This is a genomic window from Micromonospora sp. WMMD1102, from assembly GCF_029626265.1.
Lineage (GTDB): Bacteria > Actinomycetota > Actinomycetes > Mycobacteriales > Micromonosporaceae > Plantactinospora.
Genome location: NZ_JARUBN010000001.1, coordinates 6922583 through 6933534 on the forward strand (window position 1 = coordinate 6922583; position 10952 = coordinate 6933534).

Annotated in this window: 16 protein-coding genes; 7 read left to right on the forward strand and 9 right to left on the reverse strand. The window is 69.7% G+C overall.

Features of this window, described 5'->3' with window-relative positions; all coding sequences use genetic code 11:
* Positions 1–115: 115 nt before the first annotated feature.
* Together O7626_RS31280 and O7626_RS31285 are read left to right on the forward strand one after the other, a co-directional pair.
* Entirely contained in the window at positions 116–1381 is a 1266-nt protein-coding gene (locus tag O7626_RS31280) for a hypothetical protein (protein WP_278064618.1), read from the forward strand.
* An 81-nt stretch (positions 1382–1462) separates the two neighbouring features.
* A complete protein-coding gene (locus tag O7626_RS31285) occupies positions 1463–3610 on the forward strand; it encodes a hypothetical protein (RefSeq protein WP_278064619.1) in 2148 nt (715 codons plus the stop codon).
* Positions 3611–3669: 59 nt separating this feature from the next.
* Here the strand turns inward: O7626_RS31285 and O7626_RS31290 are convergent, their stop codons facing one another.
* A complete protein-coding gene (locus tag O7626_RS31290; protein WP_278064620.1) occupies positions 3670–3915 on the reverse strand; it encodes a hypothetical protein in 246 nt (81 codons plus the stop codon).
* Between the two features lie 87 nt (positions 3916–4002).
* Here O7626_RS31290 and O7626_RS31295 point away from each other — a divergent pair, with 87 nt between their 5' ends.
* On the forward strand, positions 4003–4215 hold the full coding sequence (locus tag O7626_RS31295) for a hypothetical protein (RefSeq protein ID WP_278064621.1): 213 nt from the start codon (positions 4003–4005) through the stop codon (positions 4213–4215).
* On the opposite strand, the gene O7626_RS31300 is transcribed toward O7626_RS31295, so the two are convergent.
* Complete coding sequence (locus O7626_RS31300; protein ID WP_278064622.1) at positions 4189–4422, reverse strand: hypothetical protein; 234 nt, start codon at positions 4420–4422, stop codon at positions 4189–4191. The two genes, O7626_RS31295 and O7626_RS31300, sit on opposite strands and share 27 nt — an antisense overlap.
* Positions 4419–5624: a helix-turn-helix transcriptional regulator gene (locus O7626_RS31305; protein WP_278064623.1), complete on the reverse strand. Its 1206-nt coding sequence runs from the start codon at positions 5622–5624 to the stop codon at positions 4419–4421. Before O7626_RS31305 ends, O7626_RS31300 begins: the two co-directional genes overlap by 4 nt.
* 232 nt (positions 5625–5856) lie before the next feature.
* Here O7626_RS31305 and O7626_RS31310 point away from each other — a divergent pair, with 232 nt between their 5' ends.
* The 4 genes from O7626_RS31310 (at position 5857) to O7626_RS31325 (ending at position 7446) form a co-directional block, all read left to right on the forward strand.
* Positions 5857–6234 (forward strand): hypothetical protein, encoded by a 378-nt coding sequence (locus O7626_RS31310; RefSeq protein WP_278064624.1) that lies wholly within the window; start codon positions 5857–5859, stop codon positions 6232–6234.
* Positions 6231–6404: a hypothetical protein gene (locus O7626_RS31315; protein ID WP_278064625.1), complete on the forward strand. Its 174-nt coding sequence runs from the start codon at positions 6231–6233 to the stop codon at positions 6402–6404. The genes O7626_RS31310 and O7626_RS31315 overlap by 4 nt, the downstream gene beginning before the upstream one ends.
* Positions 6394–6663 carry a hypothetical protein gene (locus O7626_RS31320; RefSeq protein ID WP_278064626.1) on the forward strand — a complete coding sequence of 90 codons (270 nt, stop codon included), beginning with the start codon at positions 6394–6396 and terminating at the stop codon, positions 6661–6663. Before O7626_RS31315 ends, O7626_RS31320 begins: the two co-directional genes overlap by 11 nt.
* A 648-nt stretch (positions 6664–7311) precedes the next feature.
* On the forward strand, positions 7312–7446 hold the full coding sequence (locus tag O7626_RS31325) for a hypothetical protein (protein WP_278064627.1): 135 nt from the start codon (positions 7312–7314) through the stop codon (positions 7444–7446).
* 4 nt (positions 7447–7450) lie between these two features.
* Here O7626_RS31325 and O7626_RS31330 read toward each other — a convergent pair whose 3' ends face one another.
* From O7626_RS31330 to O7626_RS31355, 6 genes are read right to left on the reverse strand one after another with little or no spacing between them, the layout of a single operon-like run.
* Complete coding sequence (locus O7626_RS31330) at positions 7451–7813, reverse strand: hypothetical protein (protein ID WP_278064628.1); 363 nt, start codon at positions 7811–7813, stop codon at positions 7451–7453.
* Positions 7814–7828: 15 nt separating this feature from the next.
* A complete protein-coding gene (locus tag O7626_RS31335; RefSeq protein WP_278064629.1) occupies positions 7829–8203 on the reverse strand; it encodes a hypothetical protein in 375 nt (124 codons plus the stop codon).
* On the reverse strand, positions 8200–8610 hold the full coding sequence (locus O7626_RS31340) for a hypothetical protein (RefSeq protein WP_278064630.1): 411 nt from the start codon (positions 8608–8610) through the stop codon (positions 8200–8202). Before O7626_RS31340 ends, O7626_RS31335 begins: the two co-directional genes overlap by 4 nt.
* Positions 8611–8613: 3 nt before the next feature.
* Positions 8614–9468 (reverse strand): peptidoglycan recognition family protein, encoded by an 855-nt coding sequence (locus O7626_RS31345; RefSeq protein ID WP_278064631.1) that lies wholly within the window; start codon positions 9466–9468, stop codon positions 8614–8616.
* A complete protein-coding gene (locus O7626_RS31350; protein ID WP_278064632.1) occupies positions 9468–10409 on the reverse strand; it encodes a hypothetical protein in 942 nt (313 codons plus the stop codon). The genes O7626_RS31345 and O7626_RS31350 overlap by 1 nt, the downstream gene beginning before the upstream one ends.
* Before the next feature lie 12 nt (positions 10410–10421).
* On the reverse strand, positions 10422–10952 hold the full coding sequence (locus O7626_RS31355; RefSeq protein WP_278064633.1) for a hypothetical protein: 531 nt from the start codon (positions 10950–10952) through the stop codon (positions 10422–10424).

A 10952-nucleotide genomic window follows, 5' to 3' on the forward strand; every position in this document is an offset into this window, starting at 1 on the left:
TCAACCCCTTGAGTCCCCGGAGAACCCGCCTCAGACGGTCGCCAAGGACCGGGAGACGGCATCTCCCCCGGCATCAACCCCCTTGACTTCTCAACCCCTTGAGAGTCGACAGAGCGTGACCGAGAAGGCGGCCGGAACCCGGCGGGGGAAGAAGCCGAACCCGCTGCTCGACCCGCCGATCCTGATGACCGCGATCATGCTCCTGGCCGTGCTGGAGATGGCGCTGTGGGCCGGCGTCGGCTGGCTGTGGTGGGCGGTCATCAACGCGGTGGCGGCCGTGATCGTGTTCGCGGCCCTGTTGGCGTGGCGCCGTCGCGGGAAGGGCGGTCTTCTCGATCGTCTCCTCGGTACGTCACGTCGGCCGGGTGCGTCATCCCGGTCTGGTGCGTCACCCAAGGGCGCGTCATCGAAGAAGCCGGGCGGTGCGTCACGGAACCCGCTGAGTCGCCTCCTGAACCCCAAGGGTGCGTCACGTCCGCGCGGTGACGGATCGGGGAAGAAGCCGGGTCTGCTTGACGCACTGCGGGGCAAGCGGCCGGGTGCGTCACGAAAGCCGGCCGGGTCCGGTGATGCGTCACGGCGGAAGCCGGGCGGGTCGGGTGACGCATCGGGGACGCGTCCGAAGAAGTCGAAGCTGTGGCCGTTCGGTGGCAAGAACCGGCCGGGCAAGTCGGGCGGGTCGAAGCCGTCGGGTGACGCGTCACGGTCGGGGAGTTCTCCATCCGGCAACCGGAAAGGGCCGGGCCGGAAGAAGAAGCCGGGCTTCTGGGATGACCTCCGCAAGGGATTCAACGACAAGCGGACCGAGGACAAGAAACGCGACGGAAAGCGCGACGAGAGCAAGAAGGAAAGGCCGGAGAAGGCGACCAACCCAACCCCCGCCGATCCGGAACAGGTGTCGGACAAGCCCGCACCGAAACAGCACAACGAGAAGCGGGCCGCACCGGCGCCGCAGCGAGGAAAGGAGACACCCATGGGAGTTCGACACGAGGACGACGCCAGCCTTCAGAGGTGGGGCCGGAACCTGCGGTCCGTTGCCCCGTCGATCGACGAGCTGGCGACGACGGCCCGGCAGCAGGGCGACATCGTGGAGGCCATCGCTACCGGGATGAAGCGGCTCGCCGACCAGGGCGAGAACGACCTTCCGGCGAGCAAGGCGCTGACGTCGGAGGCCGAGGTGATCGCGGCCGAGCTGCGGAAGATCCGCGAGGAGGACGACGATCGGGCGAACCGGCTGCGGGCGTTGGCGGCCCGGTCGGAGGCGCTGGCGGCCCGGTACGGCCAGGAACACGAGGTCGATGAGGCGCGGCTGGCCGGTGAGCGTGGCGGCCGGGCGCGGGAGAAGCGGGCCGACGTTTCGGCGGCCGAGCAGGACACCTGACCTGTCCGGGGTGTCCCGTGGTGTACACGCTGCGGGGCACCCCTGCCGGGTTCGTGGCCAGGAAGTGAAGGGGGTTGGGTGATGCGGAGTCGAAGCGGCGCGGTGTGGGTGCCGATGTGGATGCTGTTGGCGGTGCTGCTGGTGGTGGCGATCCGGCTCGGGTTCGCCCCGGTCGAGTGGTGGATTTCGCTGGTTGCCGGTCCGGTGATCGGTGTGCCGGCGGCGGTGGTGGTGTCGTTCGCGACGGACAAGCCGTGGGCGTCCGTTCACCGGTCTGCCGTGGTGCTGGCCGGGTCGGTGTGGGTGGCGTTCGTGGCGAAGACGGGTGCGGTGCAGTGGGCGGCCGTCAGCCTCGGCGCCGTGGGTGCGTTGTTCGCGGCGCTTGAGTTCGCGGTCGCCCGGAACCGGGTGATCGTGGAGACGATCCCGAACCTGCCGGACGTCGACCGGCGGCCGTCGGCGGTCCGGGAGTGGGAGGCGATGCTTCAGCGTCTCACCAAGACGAGGAAGAAGAGGGGTGAGGCCGAGGAAGACTGGGAGTGGTCCCAGCTCCGGGTCTCCGCCGTGACGCCGTGGCCGGACCGGACCGCCGGGGAGCAGGTGCACCTTGATCTGCCGGAGGGAATGACGGTCAAGGATCTGGCAGGGCAGACCGACAAGATCGCAGGCGCCCGACGTCTTCCCGCCGGCTGCGTCGTCCGCGTGTTGGACGGGCCGCACCAGGGCGCGGCGATCCTCGACGTGATGCTCCGGGACTGCCTCGCCGGTGACGGCCGGCGGATCTCGGAGCCAACCGACAAGGTGTCGATCTATGACGAGTTCGACATCGCGACGACCGCCCGGGGCGAGAAGCTGGACGTGTCGCTGCGGGAAGACTCGATGGTGGTCGGCGGCACCACCGGGTCGGGCAAGACGACGTTCCTACACCGGGTCATCATGCGGATGGCCCGCTGTGTGGATGCCCTGATCTGGATCGTTGACCCGAACGGCGGCGGTGTCGCCGCCCCGTGGATCGGCCCGTGGGCGCGCGGCGAGGCGTCGAAGCCGACGGTTGACTGGGTGGCGGAGGACGAGTACGAGGCTGCTGCCCTGGTCGCTGTCGCTACCGCGATCGTGAAGGACCGGAAGACGAGCCCCGAGGCCACGGCTCGGATGCGGGCGGCGAACACGACCGTTCTTCCGGTCGACGCGAAACTCCCTCTGATCCTGGTAATCACCGACGAGGGCGGTGAGCTGCGGCAGATGGCCGGACTGATTTCCAAGATCGTGGATGAGGGTATCGCCCGGCTGGCGCAGATCGGCCGAGCCCAGGGCGGCCGGGTCATCATGTCGGTGCTGCGCGGCACCGGGGACCTGCTCGGGAAAGGGCTGCGCACCGTCGCTTCACTGCGGTTGTGTCTCCGCATGGACGAGGAGGACGAGTACACGTACGTCCTCGGGGTGAACCCGGGCCGTGCCCGGCTGCTGCACATGGGGTCGGCGTACGTGTACCGGACGAAGGTCGACTACCGGCCGGTTCTGGCCCGGACGGTGGACGTCGACATCGCCAGCATCGAGCGGCACGCCATCGCAACCGCGCACCTGCGCCCGGACCTCGACGACCGGGGCAAGCGGGTGGCGGCCGGGGTTCGGGTTCAGGATGTGCTCGGTGGTCGGGATGCCGACGGCTTCCCCGAACTGCGGCGACACCCGGTGTTCCGGGACCTTCGGGATGGGCTGGTGTACGCGAACCGGTGGAAGCGGAAGGCGGCGATGCTGGCCGAACTGCGCGGCGAAGAAGTGCCGGAGGATGACCGGCCGGCGGAGCCGCCCGCGTTGGAGCGGCCGACGGTGGCGCCGATCGGCAGCGCGACGGAGCGGTTCCTGATCGGTACCGGGGTGACGTTGGAGCGGCAGCGTGCGCGGGCCGAGGTGACGTCAGGCGTCCAGGATCGGGCACCCGACAGTGGCATGGACGCGGAGGCGGAGCGGCTGCTGTCCGAGGCTCACCTGAAGCTGGACGGCGTACCGGGTGATCGCAGCAAGCCGGAGAACGCCCGCGAGTGGATCGAGCTGGTGTTGCGGGACGGGTACCCGGACATGATGACCGCCGCCCAGGTCCACGCGCAGATGGGCGAGCAGGGTGTCGAGGTGTCGTACCAGCGGGTTTATGACCTGCTGAAGTCGATGGCGAAGGCCGGCGGCAAGGTGCGGCAGGAAGGGAACAGGTACGAGCTGGTCCGCGAGTAGGCGGAAACGAGAGGAACCCCCGGCCCGATGTGGGCGCGGGGGTTCTTCCGTGTCTGGGGTCAGCCGACGGCCTTGAGGAACCTTTCGACGGCGCTGCCCGGCTTCGGTACGAACTTCGGCCGGGGCTGGTCGGCGGCCGGCTGGTCGGCGGCAGCAATCCGGGCGTTGGCGCGTACCGCGTCGGCGATGCCCTCCTCGACGGCGGCACGAACCGCGTCCGGGTCGGCGCCGAGCCGGATCGCGGAGTCGGCGGCGTCTCGTGCGCGCCGGGTGTACCGGGCTGCGATGGCGTCGTCGCTGTCCATGTCTCCACCATCGCACACGGGTGCGACCTCGATCCAGTACCGACAGAGGGGTGGGAGCTAATCTCCCACCCCTCTACGCTTGGAGGTATGACGGTGGTGTCAGTCCACGACGTCGCGGCCGAGATCCGGCGGCGGCTGCCCGGTGTCGACGAGCAGAAGCTTCACGCCCTGCTGTACTACTGCCAGGGTCACCACCTGGCGCACACGGGCGAGCCGCTGTTCCGTGAGGAGATCGTCGCCGCGCCGGCCGACTTCTGGGACACCGACCGGGCGTCACTCCCGCCCGTCGTCGGCGGGTAGCCCGGTACGCCGCACCTGTTCCGCCTCGGCCGGGGTGCCGTAGCAGTGCCCATGCTGACAGCCGTCGGGGTCACCGCACGGGTTCCGGATCAACCGGCCCGGCTGATCCCGCACGATCCCGACCAGTTCAGTCGTCAGCCGGGACTCGTCCACGATCCGCTGCGCTTCCGCCGCCTGCTCCGGGGTGTGCCTTCGTGGCCTGGTCATGAGCCCAACGCTACCCACGGCCCGTCACCGGCCGCCGCGTACCCGCGCAGCTCGTCCAACTCGGCCGACCGGTACTGCGCCGGGACGGCCCGGAGCAGGTCCGCGACAGCGACGCCGACCGTACGAACCGGCGTCGGGAGCGCCCGGACGGCTGTCAGTGCGTAGGCGATCCCGTCGGCGACGTCACCCCGCCGGACCAGCGACAGGCCGTAGTACACCTGGGCTTCGCGCCACCACACCGGCACCGACCGAAGGATCGGCTCCGCCGTCTGCCACGCCTCGTCCGCCGTCGTCGGGGTGCCGACCCGGGCTTCCAGGTAGTGAGCGAAACTCACAGTCCGCGCCGTCGGCCCGTCCGGTCCGCTGTCCGGCAGCCGCTCGGCGACGTCCAGCATCCCGCCCAACGCCCGCCTACCGCCGGCCAGGTCCTCGGCGAGGGCGTGCACGTGCACCAGCGCCGAATGCGCTTCCAGGGCGCCGAGAGATGGCCGGTTCGAGATCCCCAACGCACCGTTGGCCCGGTCGATCGTCTCCCGCAGCGTGTACCCCTCGAAGATGCCCCGCGAGGCGGTCCGGGCTCGGACGAACACCCGCGACGGGGTGTCGCCGGACCGGTCGGCGAGCATCGCCGCCGTTCGGTACCAGCCGTGCGCCGACGTGACGTCGTTCTGGTTGCCGCACCACAGGCCGTACAACTGGGTGAGGAGTCCGGCCGCCCGCAGCAGCTCCGGCGTCGCACCCCTGGTGATGATCTGCTGCTGCGCTATCGCCATCTGACCGGCGAGCGCCACCCCGTACGACGGGGACGGGTCGACGACGAGGCGCCGGGAGTAGTCGGCGACGACCTGGCCCCAGTCTTCGACGTTTCCGGACGCGTCGAGCAAACCCTGTCGGATGAGTTCGGCGACGACGGTCGCCCCGGCGATCCCGACGGTTCCGGTCGCTGCGGTCAGGGTGGTCAGGAGTGCGCGTCGTCTCATGGCCTGGTCCTCTCCGTCGAGTGCGATGAGGACCGTGAGCAGCGGCGTTGTCCCCAACGCTCGGTCGCATGCTGCGGCGAACTCGGGTAACGGTCGCCGCTCCCCAGTCTCTACATAGCTGATCTGCGACGTGCTGTAGTGGGTGCGGGCGGAGAGTGCGCGCAGGCTGACGCCTGCGGCCTCTCGTAGTGATTGCAGCACCTCTCCGAAGCTGTCACCCATGGTGCGGCCCTGTCTGTGGACGGTTGTGGACGCGGGGTGGCTCCCTACGCACGGTAAGTGCGTGAAGGCTGTTGGGCAAGGATGCGGGATCGTTCTCCCCCGGACAGGCCCGTATCCGGGTGGCGCTCCGTCCCCCGTGCGGGGTGCCACCCACCCCTAGCGGGTGCGGCGGCCGGTCGGCACGGCAGAGGGCATCGGCCGTCGCACCTCCCCCGACTGGCAGGGAGGGACGATGGGCGCGTTCGACAGGTGGCGGCCCGGTGACAACCGGCCCAACCGGGTCTTCGACCGGGGCCAGGTCGAGCAGAACGCGGAAGCGGACCGCGCCCGGCAGCGCGCTTTGGACGTGGCCCGGCTGCGCCGGGTGTGGCCCGGCCTGGTCGTCGACCTGGAACCGGCGGACTGGCTGAGCAAGACGGCACCCGGCTTCGACCGGCGGGTGCAACTGGTGGTGGCGAAGGTCCACGAGCCGGTCGAGTACCGGCAGGGGGTCGGCTGGGCGCATGTGTGGGGTCACACCGTCCGCTGCGGCGCCCGCCCGGATCATGCCCCGTGCGTGGATGTGCTGGCCCGGCTCGACGCCCTGGTTGACGCATTGGATCGGCAGTGAGCGCCGACCCGGAGCAGGTGCGGGCGGTGCTGCGGCGGGCGTACGCGTTGAAGCGCAGCCTGCCTGCGGGGTCGCTGGCCCGGCTGCTGATCGATGCTCTTGACCGGCAGTACGGCCCGCTGGCGCATCCCGAGCAGGAAGGGGCGGACGGTGACGTCGATGTTCGATAGCTGGTCGACGACGTTGGAGGATCTGACGGCCCGCCGATTCCTCCACATGCACCGCAACGGCGCCCGCTGTTGGCAGTGCGACGACGACGGCCGCTGCCGGTACCTGACATGGGCTGTCGGCTACTTCGCCCGGATTGGTGATCCGGTGCCGGGGCAGGCTGCGGAGATCCTGGCCCGTGCCTGCCACCCGGAGCAGGTGTCGCCGGCCGAGCTGCGGCAGGTGGCGCAGACGTTGCGGGGGCGGGTCGGCCGTGACTGACACGACGATCTGTATGCCGTGCCGTCTCGGTGTCCGGCCGGCGTTGGCGAGCGACACGCCGCACGGCTGCCCGGGGTCGGTGATCATCGGTGAGGGTGCCGGGGTGGTGACCCTGCTGTGCGAGTGTCGGGTGTGCTGGCCGGATGGTCCGCCGCCGGCACCGCCGCCGCTGCGCCTCGGCCCTGGTGACGGGTCGCCGCTCGAGTAGCCGATTTGAAGTGTCGTCCCCGCGACTTGAACGGCGGGGGCGAGAATTCAAGTCCGGGTCAGGAAGGGGAGGCGGGATGCCGAGGCGGCCGACGGTGAAGACGTGCGAGCGGTGCGGCGCCGGATACATGGGCCGGCACACCCGGGCCTCGTGTGACTGGTACCGGAGCATCCCACCGGATGGTGTCGAACCGGCACCGGCCAAGCCCGGCGAGGATTCCCCCAACTGAGTTGATCGTGGGTTGTGTGGGAACACAAAAGAGCGGCCCGCCCCGGGGGTCTTGGGGCGGGCCGCTTCTTGGGGATCTTCCTGGCTGGGGAGTCAGGAACGCGTCAGATCGAGGACGACGACAACCAGTGAAAGTGTCTCACAGGTGACATCTACCGTCACGCATGAGACAGCCGGTGGCTTGTTGCGCGCGGACGGTACGGTCATCGGCTGTGAGCAAAGTTCGCTGGAACTTCCGCCTTGGGCCTCTCCAGTTCACATCCCCGGTGACCCTAAGCGCCGTACTGATCTTCTTCGGCGTGCTCTCCATCTTCTGCTGCTGCGGCATCCTGAACACGCCGGAGTGACCGGTCAGGATCGTGCGGCGGGCGAGGCGCTGGCGATTCCGTTGTCGGACACCGCCGGGGCGAACCCGACACCAGCAGCGGTCAGCCCGGCGAGCAGAAGCGCGATCCACTCCTGCCCGTCGAGCCCACCGAGGATCGACGTCGCCAACACCTGCAACACGCCGAGCACCACCGCCACCGCCGTCTTCGCCCACCGGTATTGGGGTGCCAGCGGCACCAGATACACCCCTACCGCCGTCGCGGCGGCAATCGCGATCTGTACGCCCTCTTCCGGGTCGACGTGCTGGTTGCCGTTCAACGCCCCGTACGCGGCCACCAGGGCAGCGCCCGCCACGGCGGCGAGCGCCTTACCGTACTTGCGGATCATGTGACCCTCCTCAGGTCAGGGTGCCCGGCCGTTCGACGACTGGCCGGGGTCAACAGATACGAGCTGCTTCAACCGCTCCGAAGCGCCCGGGTCGGCCAGGATCTCGGCACGCCACAACCGCATCCGGGCGATCAGCCCGTCCACCTCGTCGGACAGGATGCGGACCTTCATCCGCGCCTGGTCGGCGGCCTGTTCCGCCTCGGCCGCCCGACGTTCGGCAGCGGCGGTCCGCTCCTGTAGCTCGTCGACCTGCCGCACGGCGGACTCGGTCAGCTTCACCACCGCGTCGGCTCGAATCGACGGCCGGTTGAACAGGCCGGACAGCAGTGACCCGAGGAACCCGGAGATCCCGCCAGCGCCGAGAACCATGCCGACGATCTGCCAGTTCACGGCGTCTTCTCCATCCGCCGTAGCGACCGAATGTCCTGCTGCACCTGCCAGCAACGCCACCCCGAAGCCGCCGCCCAGGTGAGGCAGAACGCGCCAGCGAACAAGGCGGTCGCCTGGCCGGTCGCGAGCAGGGCCACCCCGTACATGGTCGGGGCGGTGACGTGGCCGACCATCGCCGCCCGCTCGTACACCAACGCCCGGTACAGGTCGGAAAGCAGGAAGCTGATCAGGCCGACGACACCGGAGGCCAGCAGCAGCCCATACCAGGTCCACAACACCCAGAGGTCCATGAGGCTTTCGAGGGTGCCGGGTGGTTTCGCGCCGGCCACGAACGCGGCGCCGGTCACGGCCGAGAAGCCGAGGAACAGCACCTCGTGTGGTCGGTGTCGGCCCGTGACGACGAGCATGGGTCAGTCCCGCATCCGTGCTGCGTGGTCGTCGTTGACGGCCTTCGCCAGGGCGTTGATGAAGGCGGTGTTCCCGGCGAGTTCGGCGGCGAGGACAGCGGCGTCGACCGGCGCCGGCTGAACCTGCGGCCGGGCGGCGAGCGCGTCGATCCGGTCCGCGAGTGGCTTCAGGAGCGCGTCCACCGTGCGCTTCGCTTCGCGGGCAGTCGACTCGCCCATGCCGTAGTCGTTCGACGGTGGGGTGCCGGTCTGCGCGGCGACCATCCAGTCCCGCACGCCCAGCAGCGCGTCTCGTCTACTCATGTCGTCCTCTCCGGTCTTCGTCGAGTTGCCCAGCGCGGCATTGACCGAACTGAACAGCTTGTCCCACGGGAAGTTCGACCCCGGGTCGGTGTGGGTGGTGCCGCCCCAGGCGCGACGCATGTCGTCGTGGCCGTAGAACGCCCGAACCTTCGGGTTGTTGCGCATCTCGGCGACACTCGCCCGCCGGACCGCCACCCCGTACTTGCGGACGACGTGGGCCAGGGCGGCGCCGAGCTTGTCCCAGGCGACCCGGTCGAGCCACTGCTGTCGGGTCCAGCCGTTCACACCCGTGATCTCGACCGCGACGGCGTGGTTGTTGCCCTCGCTGCTGCCGGCGTGCCCGGCCCGGTCCTCGGTGTCGAGAGACTGGACCACCGAGTCCCGGTCGACGTACAGGTGGGCCGAGATGCCGTCGGTGCGCCGGGTGGCGTAGCTGGCCTCCTGTTCGGCGGTGGCGTCGTTGCTGGTGTTGTGGATCGCGACGCCGTACTTGCGGCCGTCAGAGTCCGAGTAGTCGTTGCGGCCCTGCACGTAGGGCACCCCGGGGATACGCATCAGAGGGCCGCCGTCATCGCTCGGGCGCCGTAGTAGGCGATCTGTGCCAGCCGGCCGCCCAGCGGTGCCGGCGGGTTGGCGATCCACGCGTCGAGTTCGGGCATCCACTGCTCGACCAGGTCCGCCCAGAGGGTTTGGCCGGTGCCGGTGACCGACATCGCCGCCGGCCCGCTTGCCGGCAGGCTGACCAGTCGCAGCCGGGCGAGCGGCGCCATGGCGTTGTCGCTCTGCGGGTTTGCCATGTGGTTGTAGACCGCCTCCCGGCCGATCCAGTACGCCAGCCGGTACATGGACTCGGCGGAGTACGAGTTGTGGTCGACGTCCTGCCCACCGCCAGTGCTACCCGCGTACGGCCACCACTTCGTCGCCGGCCGGTAGCAATCGACTTCGTGGCAGGTGATGTCGGCGATGAGTCGGTGCATCCCCGACTGCGAGATTCCGGCCTCGGCTGCCTGTGCGAGGAAGCTTCCGGCGCCCGCGTTGACGTTGTGGACGTTCTTGTTGGACCCGGTCCGGTCCGCGAGGGTGGTCGAGTAGGCGACACACTGGCCGTGGGTGACCGACACCCGAGGCATGCCGACGAGGAAGTTGACGCACTGCTGCACCAGGGCCCGGGGTACCACTCCGGCCTGCCAGCCGGCCAGCAGGGTCGGGCCGACGTGCCCCGCTACGGTGACCGCGTAGCTGGTGCTGGCCGGGTTGACCGACCCGTCCCCGAACGAGTCGGCGGGGCGGTTGAGTCCCCAGCCGCCGTCGGGGTTCTGCAAGGCGAGAACCTTGTCGAGGTAGCCGGCCGTCCAGTCGTGGTCCCAGCCGTACATCGGCCCACAGGCGCCCGCCATCAGGCTGTACGCCATCACGCCCTGCGCGCCGTCGTCGAGCTGGCGGAACCGGCTGACCGCGTCATCGGTCCGCTCGTACCAGCCGTTCGCGTCCACCATCAGTCCACCTCCTCACGCGCTGAAGTAGAAGCCGTACATGCCGAAGCTGTGCCCGTTGGCGAAGGTGACCGGGGCGGTCGGCGTCCAGCCGGACAGCGGCTCAGAGGTCAAGTTGTCGCGGTACACCGTCACCTCGGTTGCCGAGCCCGACACCGTGCTGACCCAGCCGACGAACCGGTAGAGGCTGCTGCCCATCAGCGCGGACGCCTGGAGCAGCGGGTGCGGGCCGCCGGAGACGGCGGCGACCGGGAGGGCGAACTTGTAGTTGCCGCTGCCGAAGGTGGTCGTCGAGCCGGGGACCAACTTGATACGGACGGCGACCATCAGCGGGTCGACCTGTCGCCACTTCCCTTCCAGGGTGCCGTTACCCAAGACGGGGTTGGTCAGTGACCCGGTCCAGGTCGGGGTGTACGTCGTCCAGGCCGGGTTGGCGATGTCGTCGACGTCGTCGTTGATGTCCTCGGCCAGCGTTTCCAGGTGCTCCCAGATCCGGGTATGTCCGGTGCTGGCCGGGTAGGTGTAGCCGCGTCCGGTGGTGGGCAT

Excerpts from the sequence above, each read along its gene's own strand:
- O7626_RS31285 (WP_278064619.1), top strand. The coding sequence starts at position 1,463 with ATGCGGAGTCGAAGCGGCGCGGTGTGGGTGCCGATGTGGATGCTGTTG.
- O7626_RS31290 (WP_278064620.1), bottom strand. The coding sequence starts at position 3,915 with ATGGACAGCGACGACGCCATCGCAGCCCGGTACACCCGGCGCGCACGA.
- O7626_RS31295 (WP_278064621.1), top strand. The coding sequence starts at position 4,003 with ATGACGGTGGTGTCAGTCCACGACGTCGCGGCCGAGATCCGGCGGCGG.
- O7626_RS31300 (WP_278064622.1), bottom strand. The coding sequence starts at position 4,422 with ATGACCAGGCCACGAAGGCACACCCCGGAGCAGGCGGCGGAAGCGCAG.
- O7626_RS31305 (WP_278064623.1), bottom strand. The coding sequence starts at position 5,624 with ATGGGTGACAGCTTCGGAGAGGTGCTGCAATCACTACGAGAGGCCGCA.
- O7626_RS31310 (WP_278064624.1), top strand. The coding sequence starts at position 5,857 with ATGGGCGCGTTCGACAGGTGGCGGCCCGGTGACAACCGGCCCAACCGG.
- O7626_RS31320 (WP_278064626.1), top strand. The coding sequence starts at position 6,394 with ATGTTCGATAGCTGGTCGACGACGTTGGAGGATCTGACGGCCCGCCGA.
- O7626_RS31330 (WP_278064628.1), bottom strand. The coding sequence starts at position 7,813 with ATGATCCGCAAGTACGGTAAGGCGCTCGCCGCCGTGGCGGGCGCTGCC.
- O7626_RS31340 (WP_278064630.1), bottom strand. The coding sequence starts at position 8,610 with ATGCTCGTCGTCACGGGCCGACACCGACCACACGAGGTGCTGTTCCTC.
- O7626_RS31345 (WP_278064631.1), bottom strand. The coding sequence starts at position 9,468 with ATGCGTATCCCCGGGGTGCCCTACGTGCAGGGCCGCAACGACTACTCG.
- O7626_RS31350 (WP_278064632.1), bottom strand. The coding sequence starts at position 10,409 with ATGGTGGACGCGAACGGCTGGTACGAGCGGACCGATGACGCGGTCAGC.
- O7626_RS31355 (WP_278064633.1), bottom strand. The coding sequence starts at position 10,952 with ATGCCCACCACCGGACGCGGCTACACCTACCCGGCCAGCACCGGACAT.